Genomic DNA, 14,546 nt, shown 5'->3' on the forward strand with positions numbered 1-14,546 from the left:
CGTCGGGAAGGCTTGCGTCGGGAAGACTCACGAGGCGCCGCCACGGGCGGCCAGCATGTCGAGCTGCTCCAGCATATCGGCCCGTTCGCGCTCGCGGGCGCGGGTTTCGGCCAGCGCCTCGACCTGGCGCCCCACGCGCTTCTCGGCGAGGCCCCGCTCGCGCACGAGCCCGGCCCGATGGGTGGCGGTGGCGTCGAGTTGCGTCGCCTCCCCGGCCAGGGCCCTGAGCCGGCGCGCGGCGGCATCGAGGAACAGGCCGTGCATGGTCTCGCCGGCAAGCGTCGTGAGCATCGCCGCGCGGTCGGCCTCGACGCGGGCGAGGTCGCGCCGGGTCGCGGCGAGGTCGCGCTCGGCGATCCCCCGCATCTGCTCCTGCACGGTGAGGAGCCGGCGCGCGCGCTCCAGGCGCTGGCGGGTGGTGACGGCCATGCCCTAACCCCGTCGCAGGTAGTCGACGTAACCCATGAGGAACTGCGTCATGAACTCGTTCGAGAGGTAGTAGAGCAGCAGCAATCCGCCGAACATGATGAACGGCGTCGCGATGAAGTAGACCGGGATCTGCGGCACAAGCTTGTTGATGAAGCCGGCGGTCAGGTTCACCGCCACGGCGTAGACGATGAACGGCGCGGTGATGCGCAACGCCAGCACGAAGGCGGTGCCGATCTGATCGACGATCCGCACCAGGGCGGCCTGGGTGCCGATGCCCTCGCCCGGCGGGATGCGAGCGTAAGAATCGACCAATCCGCGAAACAGCTCCCAATGCAGGTCTGCGGCGAACAGCAGGGCGGTGGCCGCCATCATGATCAGGGCCTCGACCGCCGGCACCGGATCGGTCCCCTCGGCCACGGAGCCCGGCATGCCGCCGAACCCCACCATGGTGGCGGCGGCATTCATCGCCGTTTCCAGCACCGTGAAGAAGATCCGTCCGAGGAAGCCGATCACGAGCCCCGTCATGGTCTCGCTGGCGATCCAGGCCAGGGTGGTGGCCGGGTCCTGTGCCGCCAGCCGGCCCTGGAACAGCGGCTGGATCAGCGGCGTCATGGCCAGCGACGCCGTGAGGGCGATGAGCAGGCGGACCTGCCCGGGCACGCGCGGGCTGGAGAAGCCCGGCACCACGAGGAGGCACCCGCCGACCCGGCAGAAGATCAGGAAGGCGGCCAGAATGCCCTCGGGTGCCCCGGCGACCACGCGCAGTGGCCTTACGAGATCGTCCCGAGGGACCGGATCTCCACCCCCCGGGCGATCTCGAGGTGCGAGAGCACGGCGAGCGTCGGGTAGAGCCGCTCGATGATCATCCGCACGTAGGGGCGGGCATCCGGCGCGGTGACGAGGGCGAAGCTGCGGGTCTCGCGCATGTGCTTGCGGATCGCCTCACCGGCTTCCGTGCCGAACTGCTCGACGAGGCGCGGATCGATGTCGAACTCGACGACCTCGCCCTTGGCGTCGCGCTTGAGGCTCTGATGGAACGAGAGGTCCCAGGCGCTGCCGAGCCGCAGCACCGCGAGCGTCCCGTTCTCAGCGAGATCACCGCAGATCTGCTGGGCGATGCGCATGCGCACGTGCTCGGCGATCTGTTCGGCGCGGCGGGCGTGCGGCGTGATCTCGGCGACCGCCTCGAGAATGAGGTGGAGGTTGCGGATCGAGACCCTCTCGGAGAGCAGGAGCTTCAGCACCGCCTGGAGGCCCGAATACGAGATCTGCGACGGGCAGATCTCGTCGAGGAGACGCTTGTACTCGGGGTCGAGGCGGTCGAGGAGGCCGCGCATGTCCTTGTAGGACAGGAGCTGGGGCAGATTGTTGCGGATGACCTCGGACAGGTGGGTGAGGAGCACGGACGCGCCGTCGATGGGCTCGAAGCCGCCGCGCCGTACTTCGGCCCCGTAGGAATCGAGCACCCAGCGGGCCTTCATGCCGAAGGCCGGCTCACGGACTTCGTCGCTCGGCACATCCGGGACGGGTCCGTCGCCGACGACGACGAGGAGTTGGCCTGGGCGGATCTCCTGGGTCGCCGCCACGGTGCCGTGGATGAGGATCTGGTAGGATTTCGGAGCCAGCGCAATGCTGTCCGTGAGCTTGATGTCGGGGACGACGAAGCCGTACTGGCGGGCGAACTTGCGGCGCATCTTCGCGACCCGATGCGACAGCTCGGATTGCGAGGTGGCGAACTGGGCCGAGATCTGGCGCCCGAGGCAGAGCTCGATCTCGGGGGTCTTGAGCGATTCCTTGACGGACAGGGATTCCCGGGCGGCGAGCTGCTTCTGGTCCTCGACGGCGAGTGTCCGGGCATCGACCACGGCCTTCTGCGCGGCGATCTTCTTCGGGATGGCGTAGGCGGTGAACGCCATCAGCCCCGACAGGACCATGAACGGCAGGAAGGGCAGGCCCGGCACCAGGGCGAACAGGAACATCAGGGCGGCGGCGACGGCGAGCGCGCGCGGATAGGCGCCGAGCTGGCCCATCACCGCCTGCTCAGCGGTGCCCCGGGTCCCGCCCTTCGAGACGAGGAGGCCCGCCGCCAGCGAGACGATCAGGGCCGGGATCTGCGAGACGAGCCCGTCGCCGACCGAGAGCTTGGTGAACACGTCGGCCGCCTGGCCCAGCGGCATGCCGTGGCGGGTGGTGCCGATGATGATGCCGCCGAAGACGTTGACCGCGATGGTGATGAGCGAGGCGATGGCCTCGCCGCGCACGAACTTCGACGCGCCGTCCATGGAGCCGAAGAACGCGCTCTCCTCCTCGAGTTCGCGGCGGCGCCCCTGCGCCTCCTTGTCGTCGATGAGGCCGGCGTTGAGATCGGCGTCGATGGCCATCTGCTTGCCGGGGATGGCGTCGAGGGTGAAGCGCGCCCCGACCTCGGCGATGCGGGTGGCACCCTTGGTGATGACGAGGAAGTTCACCGTGATCAGGATGAGGAACACCACGATGCCGATGACGAAGTCGCCGCTCATCACGAACTGCGAGAAGCCCTGGATGACGTGACCGGCAGCCGAGACCCCGTGCTGGCCGTTGGCCAGGATCAGTCGCGTGGTGGCGATGCCGAGCGCGAGGCGCAGCAGGGTCGCGATGAGCAGCACCGTGGGGAAGGCCGAGAATTCGAGCGGCTTCTTGATCCAGAGGGCCACCATCAGGATCAGCACCGACAGGGCGATGGAGAAGGCGAGCCCGATGTCGAGGAGGATCGCCGGCACCGGCAGGAACAGAATCGCCAGGATGGCGATGATCCCGGCGGCAAAGCCGATATCCCGCTGGGACTTGCGCTCGATGACGATCGCGTCGCTTGCCGCCATGGCGGATGCCTACCCCGTGAATGAACGGGGCCTTGTCGCGGTTCAAGCTTGCGTGGGGATGGGGGCGTGCCGCTTCATCGCCCCGGGCACGGCCGGCCGTGATAGAAGGGCGCCTCGCCCGAAGGTCGGGCGCACGGGAGACAAGCCCATGAAAGTCGTCACATGAAGGTCGTGGCGGATCTGTGCATCGTTCCCATGGGGGTCGGCCCGTCGGTCTCGCCCTACGTGCGGGAAATCAAGGCGATCATCGACGCCAGCCCGCTCACCGCCGAGATGCATGCCAACGGCACCAACATCGAGGGCGAACTGAGCGAGATCTGCGCACTCGCCGAAGCCTGCGAGGCCCGCCTCGCCGAACTCGGTGTCGACCGCGTGTTCTTCACGATGACGTTCTCGTCGCGCCGGGACAAGGTGCAGGCCATGGCCGACAAGCTGAAGGCCGTGTCGTAGGAACGCCGTGCCGCAGGAAAGCGAAGCACGCGTTCCGCCTCCTCCCGAGCGCTTTGTGCCGGGGCTTCCCCCACTCGGCGCGGCCGGATGGCTCTCCGATCAATTGAGGCCTCGCGCTTGCAGCGGGCGCTCCGTGGCACCACCTCGGCCGCAGGGTCACAATTGAGGATTGGAATGGCGCGCTTCATCGCGATCGAAAAGGCGACGGGACAGGTCTACGGCGACACGGCTCGGTTTGGTCAAGCCGGCGATGTCGATTCGCCCGTCGACGCGGTCTGTCTGTTCGACCGCCAATTCCGACGGGCTCCCCGCGGCTTCGGTCACGTCGGTCCCGCGAGCAAGTCCGCGAGCTACGACGTCTACAAGATCGAGAAGTCCGATCCGGATCGCGCCACGGCGAACGACACCGAGGCCCATACCCTCGTGCATGAACACGGGTCGTGGGTGGTCGCCCTGGTGACCTACAATTCCTGACGCCGGACCGGCATTCGCCCAGCGGCCCGCGAAGACCGCCGGGGGGGCACCGGCGACGCCCGTCAGAACCCCGTGACGATGCGCCCGTAGGTGGCCTCGGCGAAGGTCGAGATCTGGCCGCCGATGAACGACGAGGTGATGAGGAGCACGAGCAGGATCACCACGATCTTCGGCACGAAGGTCAGGGTGACCTCCTGGATCTGTGTGAGCGCCTGCAGTAGCGCGATGGCGATGCCGATGAGCATCGCCGCGCCGATCGCCGGGCCGGCGCCGACGATCACCGTCCAGATCGCGGCGCGCACGAGTTCGAGGGCATCGACCTCGTTCATCCGGTGACCTTTCTCGCGTGGTGATCCCTGATGGGTCGCTGCCGCGTCCCGCCCGTTGTCGGTCCTACACGGATTTCACCCGTGGGGTGAGTGGACCTCACTGCGAGAGCGAGATGCCCTCGGCGAGCAGGACGTCCTTGCCGTTGGTGAGGCGGGCGAGCGCGCCTTCGCTCGTGATCTTCACGGACTGGACCTCGCCGGTGGTGTTGCCGTCGGCGGACGTGATGGTGCGGCCGATGATCTGGTCCGCCTGCGAGAGGAAGCTCGAGGACAGCAGGGAATCGAGCTTGGAGTTGGTCTTCGTCGCCTGCTCGACCTGCGAGAACGTGGCGAGCTCACCGACATAGGCGGTGGAATCCATCGGCTTCGTCGGATCCTGGTTCTTGAGCTGCGCCATGAGCAGGGTCAGGAACGTGTCCGCGTTCATCGAGGCGGCGACGCCGCTCGCGGATTTGGCCGCGGTGGCGGCCGTGGCCGTCTGTGTGGGGGGGGTGCTGGTGCTGCTTCCGACGGCCATGACGAGCGGGTCTCCGGGGTGAGGGCCTTCAGGCCGTGCGGGGAAGAGATGGCGCGCGGCCGGGGCCGCGCGCGGGTGGGGCGGAGAGCTCAGGCCCGGCGATGCCGGTGGCTTCGGCGAGCAGGGCCGCCTCCGCCCTGTACAGGCCACGGATCAGCTTGAGCGCCTCGATGAGACGGTCGGCCTCGACGCAGGCGCCCGCCGCCGCGAGACCGTCGCGGATGTCCGGCTCGGTCACGGCCGCGAGGATGCCGGCCTGGAGCGTCCGGTAGAGGTCGCGTGCGCGCGCGGCGTTGGCGGGCTCCATCACCATGGTCTGGGCCGCGAAGTAGAGCTGGCGCAGGGGCGTCGTCGCCTCTTCGGGCTGGAGCACGTGGGTCTCCAGCAGGAACGTCGCATCGTTGAGAAGTTCGAGGGAGACCTTGCGGTCGACGCGCAGGACGGCGCCGTTGATGAAGACCCGCTCGCCGGCGCGCAGGGACAGGCGCATGCCGGACCTCACCGCAGGCCGTTGCGGATCGAGGCGTTGACCTCGATCAGCGCGGAGAAGCCATGGGTGGGCGTGCTGAGGACGGCATTGGACTCGCGCATGCTCCACAGGCCGAGGGACACGAGGTCGGCGCGCAGGGCCTCGGGCAGGGCGTTCTCGGGGCTGGTGAGGTCGTCGATGAGGACCGCCCAGAGTTTCTGGATGAACTCGGCCGCCGCCGTCCGGTCGGCCACGGCCGCCGCCGGATGATCGGCGATGCGCATGAGATCGAGCGCCCGGTCGAAGGCGGCGCGCTCGCGTTCGCGGCCGATCTCGGGGGCGTCTTCCAGAATCTCGGCGTAGGAAAACTGGTACATGGCAATCCGCCTCGTTGTGTCCGGGCCCGCCGCGCCGCTGCCGCGTTTCGGGGCTGTCGTGTCCCGCGCACCGGCCAGGCCGCCGCGCCGGGAAAGGGTCGCCTCAGAGGTAGGAGACCAGGCTCAGCTGACGCAGCTGGGCGGTCAGGGAGTAGGAAATCTGCATCTGGGTCGTCAGCTGGTCGATCCGCGTCTTGGTCTCGGCGGTATCGATCCCCTCCATCGCCTGCACCTGTTTGTCGAGGAGCGCCTTCTGCGCATCGAGACGGGTGTTCGCATCGGAGATCCGCGCCTGCGCGCGACCGAGATTGGCCTGGATCGACACCAGCCCCTTGCTCGCCTCGCCGAGCAGGCCCGCGACCCGATCGGTCGCGACGGCCTGCACGTCGGCCGGCAGACGCGACAGGTCGAGGCCCGACGCGACGACGTAGGCCATGGCGAGCCGGCGGATGGCGGGCGCATTGGCCGTCGCGGACGTCTCCACGGTCTCGCTGAGGGAGATGCGGCTGTCGAGGGTGGTATCCGACGCCTTCGACCAGTTGGCCTTCCAGGCGCCGTTGCCGAACAGGGTGTCGAGGGGGCCGCCCTCCGCGAGGAAGGCCTCCATCCCTGCGGCACTCATGGACGTGCCGCCCGCAAGGGTGAAGGCCGCATCGACGGCCGACTTCGCCGCCGATCCGGCTCCGTAGGCAGTCATGGGCGACGCCCCCGTGTTGGTCCCCCCGAAGACGGATTGGCCGTCGGCGGCGGTGTTCAGCACGGCGGTCAGCGCCGCGAGCTGGCTCGCGGCCATGTCCTTCACCACGGCCGCGCGGTCCGCCACCGGTACGCCGATGAGGGTCTTGAGGGTCGAATCCGCGGCCGCCTGAATCTGCTGGAGCGCCGCCTGGGTCGTGCTCAGACGCAGGGTCGCCCCGGCATTGCCGTCCTGCAGCGCCTGAAGCTCCGATTTCTGCTGGCGCAGTCCGAGGGCCAGGCCGGTCCGGCTGCCGAGTTCGAGGCCGACATCGGCGTGACGGCCCGTGGCGAGCTCCTTGGTGCCCTGTGCGATCTCCGTCTGCATCCGCTGGGCGCCGGTGCGCGGTGCGTTCCAGAGACTCAAGGTCGAGGTGGCATTCATCCGCATGGCGATTATCGCACCGCATCCATCAGGGTCTTGAGAAGGTCGTTCACCAGGGTCAGCAGTTTGGCCGAGGCGGTGTAGGACCGTTCGAGTTCGAGCGCCCTCGCCGTCTCGTCGTCGGTGTTCACCCCCACCGCGTTGGACAGGGCGTCGCTCGTGCGCGCCAGCAGGGTCGATTCGTAATCGGCCAGGGACGCGGCCGACTTGCGCTGGCCTTCGAGCCAACCGGCCGACCCCGTGGCGAAGGACAGCAGGCTGTCGCTGGTGCGCAGGCCGGTGGCGGCATCGAAGGTGCGGTCGGCGCCGAGCGCGGACACCAAGCCGCGCAGGCGGTCGGCATAAGCGGCGGCACCGGTGTTGCTGCGGTAGTCGGCCCCGTTCATCCCGCCGTCGCGGAGGGTGTCGAGGGCGCTGCCGGCCATGCGGGGATCGACGGCGGCATTGATGCGGATCTTGGCGGCGAGCCCCGTCTCGGCGACGGGCAACCGGGCCGGGACCCCCGCGGATCCGTCCGTGAACAGGCCCATCAGGGCGGCCGGTCCCGTGCCGTTCGTGCGGGGTTCGGCGAAGGCGGTGACGAGCCCGCCCGCGAGGGCGTCGAGCTGGGTCTCGTAACGCACGGCGACGTCGTCGCGCAGGGTGGCGAGGCCGACGATCCGGCCCGAGCGGGCGGGCATCGGCGAGGCGGCCCCGGTGACGGGCACGCCATCGATCATGACGGCCTTGCCCGTCGAACCGGCACTGAACGCAGCGGTCGGTTCGAAGGTCACCTTGCGTGCGCCGCGCTCGAACAGGGGCACGCCGCTGTCGGTGTAGATCGCCACGTCGTTGCCCGCGCGGACGGCGGTGGTGATGCCGATCTCCTCGGAGAGCTGGGTGAGGATGCGGTCGCGGTCGTCGAGGGCATCGGTGACGTCGGCGCCGATGGCGGTGCCGCGCGTGACGGTCTGGTTGGCCGCCTCGTAGGAGACGAGCAGATCGTTGATCCGCACCACGGAGGTCGCCATGGCCGTATCGGCCTGCTGGCGCACGGTCTGGACGGCCGCGGCGGCCGTGTTGAGGCTCCCGGCGAGATCGCGGGCGGCCTCGACGGCGTTGCGTGCCAACTCGACGGAATCGGGCTTGTTGGCCGCCGCCTGCAGGGCGGCGTTGAGAGCACCGAGGCGGGCGGCCGGCGACGTTGTCGAATCGGTGTCGCCGATGGTCTGGCTCAGGGTCTGGAGACCATCGAGCACGGCCTGGCTGCCGGCGGCCTCGGAGGTCGCGAGCATCTTGCGGCCGAACAGGGCCGCGTCGGCGGCCCGCAGGACGTTGACGGCGCTTCCGCCCCCCGCCGTGACAACCGTCGCGATCCGGCGCGCATAGTACGGATCGTTCGCCCCGGCGGTGTTGCGCGCGGTGACGGCGATCTGCGCGGCGGAGGCCGCCAGGGAAGTGCGGGCGCTGTTGAGCGCCAGGGAGAGGCCCATCGTGGGGTTCCTGAGGGAGCGGGCGTGTCGGAGGCGATGCGGACGGAGAGGCCGGGACGTCCAGGGATCGGCGCGGGGCCGGCCGCCGCGATGGTGCCGGCCGACGCGTCAGCGCTTGAGGTTCATCAGGGTCTCGAGGAGCTCGTTGCCGGTCATGAACACCTTCGAGTTCGCCGTGTAGACGCTCTGGGATTCGATCATGGCCGTGAGCTCGGACGAGACGTCGACGTTGGACTGCTCCAGGGCGCTCGACTTGATGGAACCGAGCCCGGAAAGGCCGGCGAAGCCGATCTGGAGGTCGCCGGAGGTGCTGGTGGGCAGGTAGATGTTGCCGGCGCGCGGCTCGAGGTTGTCGGGGCTCGCGACGTTGGCCAGCGGCACCTTGAAGGCGAGGGCGCGGCTGCCGTCCTCGTAGAGGGCATAGACGGAGCCGTCCGAAGCGAAGTCCGAGCCCGTCACCGCCGAGGGCGCCTTGCCGTCTGCGGTGCCCTTGAGATCGTAGCTGCCGGCGAGCTGGGTGATCTTCGACATATCGAGGTTGATCGACGTGCCGTTGGCGGCGGCCAACCGGGAGACCGCCGCCGTGACGGCCGCCGGATCGGAGATCTGGCCGTTGGCATCGAAGCCCAGGGTCACGGTCGCGAGGGCCGTGTCGTTGCCCGGAACGTAGACTTGCGCCTGCCATTGGTTGGCCGTTGCGGTCTTGCCGAGGACGATGTCGAGCGTGACCTTGTTGCCGAGCTGATCGTAGGTCACCATGGAGGTCTTCTTGGTGTAGACCTTATCCGACAAGGGGGCGGCCAGGGGGGCCGCGTCGGCCGGTAGGTTGCCGCTGATCGTCGCCGCCTTGGTCGCCGTGGCCCTCATCCCGAGGGTGGAGACGTTGACCGGCACCATGTTGGCGGTGCTGTTGAGGGCCGGCGTCGCCTCGCCGTTCTCGCCCACCGCGTAACCCATGAGGGTGAAGCCGCCGGAATTGACGAGGTTTCCCGTCGGTCCGTCCTCGACGAAGTTGCCCGAGCGGGTCAGCGACGTGGCATTGTTGCTGTCGCGAACCACGAAGAAGCCGTTGCCCTGGATGGCGAGATCGGTCTTCGAGGTGGTGAAGGAGACGGGGCCCTGCGCCGAGACCGAGCGGCGGATCACCGTCTCGACGGCGCCGGAATTGTAATCGCCGGTGCTGCTGGAATCGAGGATGAGGGACGAGAACTCGGTGCCGGTGCGCTTGTAGCCCGTGGTGCCGGCGTTCTGGATGTTCTCGGCCACCGTCGAGATGCGGCTCGACTGCGCGTTCATGCCGGAGACGCCGGTGCGCAGGACGCTGATGAGACTCATGGGATGACCTCGGTGAAACGGCGGGCCGTGCTGGACGGCACTAAAGGCAGGATGGCTTGTGCGGGGCTGGTCGCGTCCTTGGGCGTCAGCTCCGCAGGGATTGGGCGAGTTCGAGGAAGGCGTCCGCGCTCGGGGCCATGCCGGGCTCCTGGCGCAGGGCCTCGTAGATGCGCGGCACGAGGAGGATGGCCTGATCGAGTTCGGCGTCCTCGCCGGCGCGGTAGCCGCCCATGAGCCTGAGGTCGCGGGTCTCCTCGAACCGCGCCATCATCGCCTTGAGGCGACGCACGAGTTCGCGTTGCTCGGGCGTCCACACGGCGGTGGCGAGACGCGAGATCGAGCCGAGGAGATCGACGGCCGGGTAGCGGCCCTGCTCGGCGATGGCCCGGTCGAGGACCACGTGACCGTCGAGGGTGCCGCGGATCGAGTCGGCGACGGGGTCGTTGTGGTCGTCGCCGTCCACCAGCACGGAGAAGATGCCGGTGATGGAGCCGGAACCGTCGCGGCCGGGGCCGGCCCGTTCGAGGAGGCGCGGCAAATCCGAAAAGACGCTCGGCGGGTAGCCCCGGGCCACCGCCGGCTCGCCCGCCGCCAGGGCGACGTCGCGGGCCGCATGGGCGTAGCGGGTCACGGAATCGACGATGAGCAGCACGGAGTCGCCGGTATCGCGAAATGCCTCGGCGATGGCCATGGCGACCTTGGGCGCCTGGCGCCGCATCATCGGGCTCTCGTCGCCGGTGGAGACCACCACCACGGCCTTGTCGAGGTTGCCTGCCATCGGGCCTTCGAGGAACTCGCGCACCTCGCGGCCGCGCTCGCCCACCAGGGCGACGACGACGCTGTCGAAGCCGGTGGCGCCGGCGAGCATCGCGAGCAGCGTGGATTTGCCGACGCCCGAGCCCGCGAAGATGCCGATGCGCTGCCCGAGGCACAGGGGGGTGAACAGATCGAGGGCCCGCACGCCGGTGCGAAGCGGCGCCTCGACCCGACCGCGCGCCATGGCGGGCGGCGGAGCAGCGTCGATGGGCACCGCGCGCGGTCCCGGCACGAGCGTGCCACGCCCGTCGATGGGGCGCCCCAGCGCGTCGATGACCCGGCCCTTCCAGCCCGCATGGGGCCGCAGGGTCGGGTCGCCGAGGCGATAGGCCGGCGTGCCGATCCCCGCCTCGATGCGCGCCTCGAACGGCTTCAGGGTGACGCCGCCGGCATCGATGCGGACCACCTCGCCGACCTGCTCGCGGCCGCCGACCCGGAAACCCATCCGGTCGCCGAGCTTGAGGAAGGGGGCGACGCCGCCGACCCGGGCGGCGGTCGCGGTGACTTCCTGGATCGGACCCGCGACCCGGACCAGGGGCAGGGCCTCGCGCCCGGAGGCGAGGGCGGCGGCAAGCCGGTCGATGACGTCCGGGCCGGCAGCGGCTTCGGTGGGTTCGCCCTGCATCACCTCAGCCCTGCGGGCTCAGGGAACGGATGGAGCCCTGGAACGAGGATTCGGTCTCGGCGGTGAGGTTGGCCGCGCTCTCGAAGGCGCGCTGGATGGTGATGAGCTTCGTCATCTCGAGGATCGGGTTGACGTTCGAACCCTCGACGAAGCCCTGGACCATGCCGGTGCGGGTGAAATCCTGGACGGGCCGGGCCGGAAGGCTCGAAGCCACGCCGTTCGATTCCGCCCGCCGCAGGGTGCCCTTGGGGTCGAGGGTGAACAGGCCGATGGAGCCGACCTGGTTCACGCCCTGCGAGACGCTGCCGTCGCGGCCGATGGTCGGCGGTCCCTGCTGGGGATCGAGGAGGATCGGGCCGCCGCCCGCGTCGAGGACCGGCAGGCCGCTGACGTTGCGCAGGCGCCCCGTGGCGTCCATCGTCAGGCGGCCATCGCGGGTATAGACCGGCCCGCTTGCGCCGCCGACGCTGAGCCAGGCATCGCCCTGGATCGCCACGTCGAGGGGGGAATCGGTCTTGGTCACCGGGCCGGACTTGGTCTGGATGTAGGTGTCGCCCGAGGAGGCGAAGGCGATCGCGCCCTTGCTCGCCTGGGCGAGGAGGGCCGAGAATTTGGTGTCCTCGGCGCGGTAGCCGGAGGTCGCGAGGTTGGCCACGTTGTTGGCCACCGCATTCATGCGCTTCTCGACGGCGATCTGGCCCGAGAGCGCGACGTAGAGGGCGTTCTGCATGGCTCAGGCGTTCCCGAACAGCGCGAGGATCGGATCGGACGCGGTGTTGTTCTGCGCATCCCAGATCGCGGTGAAGCGCTTGATGAACTGATCGAGCTTCTGTGGGTCCCGGAAGCTCGCGAGATCGACCTTGCTCTCGATGAGTTCGGCCTGCCGGGCGAGGGCCTCGGACGAGGTTCCGCCGGCGGGCAGGCCGAGCACGGTCTTGACCACCTGAGACAGGGCCGAGTCGCCGAGGATCGCGTAGCCGCTGGTGGCGCCCCCCGCCATGCGGGCGAAGTAGAGGGCGAGGCGCACGCCGGTGTCCTCGGCGCCGGCATCGCTCTCAAGGGTCTGGCGCAGGTAGGCCTCGGTGACACTCTTGGCTTTCGCGTCCATGGGCAGATCGGTGCCGAAGCCGATGTCCAGGGGGGTCTGCCCGGCCCCCGACGGGGCGACGGTGCGGATCGCGAGCGTCCGGTTGGTGCCGCCGGCCTCGTAGAGGGTGTCGGCCGCGAGGCCGGTGCCGCCCGCGACGCCATCCGCGCCCAGGTTGGCGTAGGCCGTGGTCTCGAAGAACAGGTTCCTGCGGACACCGATGCCCACCTGGACCTTGCCCGCGAGGTTGCCGTCTCCCGAGGCGGCGATCTGCCCGTTGATGGCGGCGGCGATCTCCTCGGCCGTGACCTGGGACAGGTTCTGCACGACGGACGCCAGGGTCTTGTTCGAAAGAACGATGGTGGCCGACTTCGTCGTGGCGGCATCGACACGGGTGGAGAGCTGGAACGAGACCGCGTTGGTGCTGGAAAAGTCGAAGGTTCCGGACAGGTCGAGGGCACCGTTCAGCTGCGCGGTGCCGGCGGCGGTCGGGCCCGCTTCGGTGATCGTGCCCGCGCGGCCGGTGGCGGAAGCCCCTTGTGCGAAGTCGAAGGCGCGCGCGAAGGCGACGTAGCGGTCGTCGGCGAGGCGGTTGGCGAAGCTCGCCCGCGTGTCCGTTCCCTCGGTGAGGACCTTGCGCATGAACGCCTTGGCGTAGGTCATGTCCTCGAGGCCGAACGCCTTCATGGCGTAGGAGTAGAGGCGGCGGTCGCCGAGGAAGGCGTCGATGGAGGTCACGCCGCCGATGTTGGCCTGGAAATACGCCGTCTCGCGCGCGACTTCGGGCGCTGCCGCCTTGCGGGCCAGGGAGGCCGTCAGGTCCTTGGTGATCAGCGTGTAGTTGGTGAAGGTGCTCAGCACGCGAAGGTCTCCCGGTCGGCGGCCCGGGGCGCGCGCACGAGGATAGGGGCGGCGCGGGCGATCATCGGTTGATCCGGCCTGGATGAGGGGCGAGGGTCAGAGCCGTGTCGGCCCGATGATGGTCTCGGAGGTGACGACGACCCAGCCGGCCCCCGTCGGCTGGATCGAGATGACCCGGCCGGCGCCGGGCAGGACAGCGCCCGGCACGATCTGTCTCAGGCCGTTCGGACCTTCGACCCAGGCCCCGTCGCCGGAGACCCGGCGCAGGACGTAGCCGCGCGCCGCGACGCCGGGGCCGGCCCGGTCCGCGGGGTCGGAACGGCCGAGTTCGGGGCCGGCGGCCCGGTCGGGCAGGGCGCCGGTGGTGGTCGGGTCGAGATCGAGGACGGCGGTCCGCACGGGGGCGACGGGCTTCTTCCAGGCGAAGGTGCCGATGGAGGCCGGGAGGAAGCGTTGCACGGCGTAGTCGTGGGTGCCGCTGGTGATGGTGTAGACGGCGAACCCGCTCGAGGCCGCGGCGAGCACGAGGCAGACCCCGATGGCCGCCCGCTCGAACGCCGCGTCGCGGGCGCGCCGCAGGGCCTGGGCCCCGGCGAGCGGACGGCGATGGGCGGGCACGGGTGTGAGGCGAACGGGCATGGCGCCTGGAGCGAAGGAGTTCCTGAGCCCCGAACGTTGCGTGGATATGGTTTACGAAAGGTTAATCCGGCCGGCCTCCCCGGGCGCATGCGGCCGAGTCGTTAACGATGATGGGTGATAGCCGCAGCGAGCGGCGTGGGGGTCAGGGCGAATGACGGACGGACAGCGCGAGGCGGGGGGTCGGGCCGGGACCGTACGGCCGCGCTCGCCCCGACGCCACCGGGTGATGCAGCAGGGCCGGATCGTCCTCGGGCCGGACACGCTCCTGCCCTGCGTGGTGCGCGATCTTTCACCGGCGGGCGCCAAGATCGTGCTGTCGCGACCCATCCCCCTGCCGGCCAGCTTCGATCTCGTCATCGCCGCCCACGACCTCAGGACAGTGTCGGTTCGCCTGCGCTGGCAGCGGGGCGAGGTCGCGGGCGTGCGGTTCGCACCGGCAGGCGATCCCGCCCCCTGAGACTGTTTTCCGGATGATCCATTCGGGGACCGTCTCAGGCAGCCCGCGCGGCGCCTGAGCGAAGCCCAAATCCGCATCGCGAAGCGATCGACCGGATTTGGGTGAGACGGTGCATTCGGGCACAGGGCCGGGCCGGTGCGCTTAAGCGCTTGCTAACGCGCTCGCCTCACAATGCAGACATCGACAAACGGTTCTCCCCACGGAACCGGCACGAGTTCGATGCGAGTGCAG

Annotated in this window: 17 protein-coding genes; 3 read left to right on the plus strand and 14 right to left on the minus strand. The window is 69.7% G+C overall.

What is annotated here, in order from left to right; all coding sequences use genetic code 11:
- Window positions 1-27 precede the first annotated feature (27 nt).
- Genes ASG60_RS02220 through flhA form a run of 3 tightly spaced genes read right to left on the minus strand, consistent with a single transcriptional unit; the run spans window position 28 to window position 3,287 of the window.
- Window positions 28-429, minus strand: coding sequence for a hypothetical protein (locus ASG60_RS02220; RefSeq protein ID WP_056384128.1), 402 nt, complete (start codon window positions 427-429; stop codon window positions 28-30).
- 3 nt (window positions 430-432) lie between these two features.
- Window positions 433-1,188, minus strand: a complete 756-nt coding sequence (gene fliR / locus ASG60_RS02225; RefSeq protein WP_056166392.1) for a flagellar biosynthesis protein FliR — start codon at window positions 1,186-1,188, stop codon at window positions 433-435.
- Between the two features lie 11 nt (window positions 1,189-1,199).
- Window positions 1,200-3,287 carry a flagellar biosynthesis protein FlhA gene (gene flhA / locus ASG60_RS02230; RefSeq protein WP_056166391.1) on the minus strand — a complete coding sequence of 696 codons (2,088 nt, stop codon included), beginning with the start codon at window positions 3,285-3,287 and terminating at the stop codon, window positions 1,200-1,202.
- A 162-nt stretch (window positions 3,288-3,449) separates the two neighbouring features.
- Here flhA and ASG60_RS02235 point away from each other — a divergent pair, with 162 nt between their 5' ends.
- The gene (locus tag ASG60_RS02235) at window positions 3,450-3,737 is read left to right on the plus strand and encodes an MTH1187 family thiamine-binding protein (RefSeq protein ID WP_056166388.1); all 288 of its coding nucleotides are present in this window, start codon (window positions 3,450-3,452) and stop codon (window positions 3,735-3,737) included.
- A gap of 174 nt (window positions 3,738-3,911) precedes the next feature.
- Window positions 3,912-4,211, plus strand: coding sequence for a hypothetical protein (locus ASG60_RS02240; RefSeq protein WP_056263352.1), 300 nt, complete (start codon window positions 3,912-3,914; stop codon window positions 4,209-4,211).
- Window positions 4,212-4,273: 62 nt separating this feature from the next.
- Here ASG60_RS02240 and ASG60_RS02245 read toward each other — a convergent pair whose 3' ends face one another.
- The 11 genes from ASG60_RS02245 to ASG60_RS23700 form a co-directional block, all read right to left on the minus strand.
- The gene (locus ASG60_RS02245; protein ID WP_056166382.1) at window positions 4,274-4,540 is read right to left on the minus strand and encodes a flagellar biosynthetic protein FliQ; all 267 of its coding nucleotides are present in this window, start codon (window positions 4,538-4,540) and stop codon (window positions 4,274-4,276) included.
- 97 nt (window positions 4,541-4,637) lie between these two features.
- On the minus strand, window positions 4,638-5,057 hold the full coding sequence (gene flgD / locus ASG60_RS02250) for a flagellar hook assembly protein FlgD (protein ID WP_056166380.1): 420 nt from the start codon (window positions 5,055-5,057) through the stop codon (window positions 4,638-4,640).
- Window positions 5,058-5,085: 28 nt separating this feature from the next.
- Complete coding sequence (gene flbT / locus ASG60_RS02255) at window positions 5,086-5,547, minus strand: flagellar biosynthesis repressor FlbT (protein WP_056263347.1); 462 nt, start codon at window positions 5,545-5,547, stop codon at window positions 5,086-5,088.
- Between the two features lie 8 nt (window positions 5,548-5,555).
- Window positions 5,556-5,903 carry a flagellar biosynthesis regulator FlaF gene (flaF, locus tag ASG60_RS02260; RefSeq protein WP_056166375.1) on the minus strand — a complete coding sequence of 116 codons (348 nt, stop codon included), beginning with the start codon at window positions 5,901-5,903 and terminating at the stop codon, window positions 5,556-5,558.
- Between the two features lie 103 nt (window positions 5,904-6,006).
- Window positions 6,007-7,029 carry a flagellar hook-associated family protein gene (locus tag ASG60_RS02265; RefSeq protein WP_056384129.1) on the minus strand — a complete coding sequence of 341 codons (1,023 nt, stop codon included), beginning with the start codon at window positions 7,027-7,029 and terminating at the stop codon, window positions 6,007-6,009.
- Between the two features lie 5 nt (window positions 7,030-7,034).
- Entirely contained in the window at window positions 7,035-8,495 is a 1,461-nt protein-coding gene (gene flgK / locus ASG60_RS02270) for a flagellar hook-associated protein FlgK (RefSeq protein WP_056384130.1), read from the minus strand.
- A 108-nt stretch (window positions 8,496-8,603) separates the two neighbouring features.
- Window positions 8,604-9,830 carry a flagellar hook protein FlgE gene (locus tag ASG60_RS02275; protein ID WP_056384131.1) on the minus strand — a complete coding sequence of 409 codons (1,227 nt, stop codon included), beginning with the start codon at window positions 9,828-9,830 and terminating at the stop codon, window positions 8,604-8,606.
- Window positions 9,831-9,915: 85 nt separating this feature from the next.
- Entirely contained in the window at window positions 9,916-11,271 is a 1,356-nt protein-coding gene (gene fliI / locus ASG60_RS02280) for a flagellar protein export ATPase FliI (protein ID WP_056384290.1), read from the minus strand.
- Window positions 11,272-11,275: 4 nt separating this feature from the next.
- Complete coding sequence (flgF, locus tag ASG60_RS02285; protein WP_056263337.1) at window positions 11,276-12,001, minus strand: flagellar basal-body rod protein FlgF; 726 nt, start codon at window positions 11,999-12,001, stop codon at window positions 11,276-11,278.
- 3 nt (window positions 12,002-12,004) lie between these two features.
- A complete protein-coding gene (locus ASG60_RS02290) occupies window positions 12,005-13,219 on the minus strand; it encodes a DUF1217 domain-containing protein (RefSeq protein ID WP_056384132.1) in 1,215 nt (404 codons plus the stop codon).
- A 96-nt stretch (window positions 13,220-13,315) separates the two neighbouring features.
- Window positions 13,316-13,858 (minus strand): hypothetical protein, encoded by a 543-nt coding sequence (locus tag ASG60_RS23700; protein WP_244473653.1) that lies wholly within the window; start codon window positions 13,856-13,858, stop codon window positions 13,316-13,318.
- A gap of 151 nt (window positions 13,859-14,009) precedes the next feature.
- On the opposite strand from ASG60_RS23700, the gene ASG60_RS02300 reads away from it, so the two are divergent.
- Window positions 14,010-14,315, plus strand: a complete 306-nt coding sequence (locus ASG60_RS02300) for a PilZ domain-containing protein (RefSeq protein WP_056384133.1) — start codon at window positions 14,010-14,012, stop codon at window positions 14,313-14,315.
- Window positions 14,316-14,546 lie beyond the last annotated feature (231 nt).

Origin of the sequence: Methylobacterium sp. Leaf469, assembly GCF_001424745.1 — a bacterium.
In the GTDB taxonomy this organism is placed as follows: domain Bacteria; phylum Pseudomonadota; class Alphaproteobacteria; order Rhizobiales; family Beijerinckiaceae; genus Methylobacterium.

What these genes read in the sequence shown, in the direction of transcription:
- ASG60_RS02220 (WP_056384128.1), bottom strand. Translation starts at nt 429, where the DNA reads ATGGCCGTCACCACCCGCCAGCGCCTGGAGCGCGCGCGCCGGCTCCTC.
- flhA (WP_056166391.1), bottom strand. Translation starts at nt 3,287, where the DNA reads ATGGCGGCAAGCGACGCGATCGTCATCGAGCGCAAGTCCCAGCGGGAT.
- ASG60_RS02235 (WP_056166388.1), top strand. Translation starts at nt 3,450, where the DNA reads ATGAAGGTCGTGGCGGATCTGTGCATCGTTCCCATGGGGGTCGGCCCG.
- ASG60_RS02240 (WP_056263352.1), top strand. Translation starts at nt 3,912, where the DNA reads ATGGCGCGCTTCATCGCGATCGAAAAGGCGACGGGACAGGTCTACGGC.
- ASG60_RS02245 (WP_056166382.1), bottom strand. Translation starts at nt 4,540, where the DNA reads ATGAACGAGGTCGATGCCCTCGAACTCGTGCGCGCCGCGATCTGGACG.
- flgD (WP_056166380.1), bottom strand. Translation starts at nt 5,057, where the DNA reads ATGGCCGTCGGAAGCAGCACCAGCACCCCCCCCACACAGACGGCCACG.
- flbT (WP_056263347.1), bottom strand. Translation starts at nt 5,547, where the DNA reads ATGCGCCTGTCCCTGCGCGCCGGCGAGCGGGTCTTCATCAACGGCGCC.
- flaF (WP_056166375.1), bottom strand. Translation starts at nt 5,903, where the DNA reads ATGTACCAGTTTTCCTACGCCGAGATTCTGGAAGACGCCCCCGAGATC.
- ASG60_RS02265 (WP_056384129.1), bottom strand. Translation starts at nt 7,029, where the DNA reads ATGCGGATGAATGCCACCTCGACCTTGAGTCTCTGGAACGCACCGCGC.
- flgK (WP_056384130.1), bottom strand. Translation starts at nt 8,495, where the DNA reads ATGGGCCTCTCCCTGGCGCTCAACAGCGCCCGCACTTCCCTGGCGGCC.
- ASG60_RS02275 (WP_056384131.1), bottom strand. Translation starts at nt 9,830, where the DNA reads ATGAGTCTCATCAGCGTCCTGCGCACCGGCGTCTCCGGCATGAACGCG.
- fliI (WP_056384290.1), bottom strand. Translation starts at nt 11,271, where the DNA reads ATGCAGGGCGAACCCACCGAAGCCGCTGCCGGCCCGGACGTCATCGAC.
- flgF (WP_056263337.1), bottom strand. Translation starts at nt 12,001, where the DNA reads ATGCAGAACGCCCTCTACGTCGCGCTCTCGGGCCAGATCGCCGTCGAG.
- ASG60_RS23700 (WP_244473653.1), bottom strand. Translation starts at nt 13,858, where the DNA reads ATGCCCGTTCGCCTCACACCCGTGCCCGCCCATCGCCGTCCGCTCGCC.
- ASG60_RS02300 (WP_056384133.1), top strand. Translation starts at nt 14,010, where the DNA reads ATGACGGACGGACAGCGCGAGGCGGGGGGTCGGGCCGGGACCGTACGG.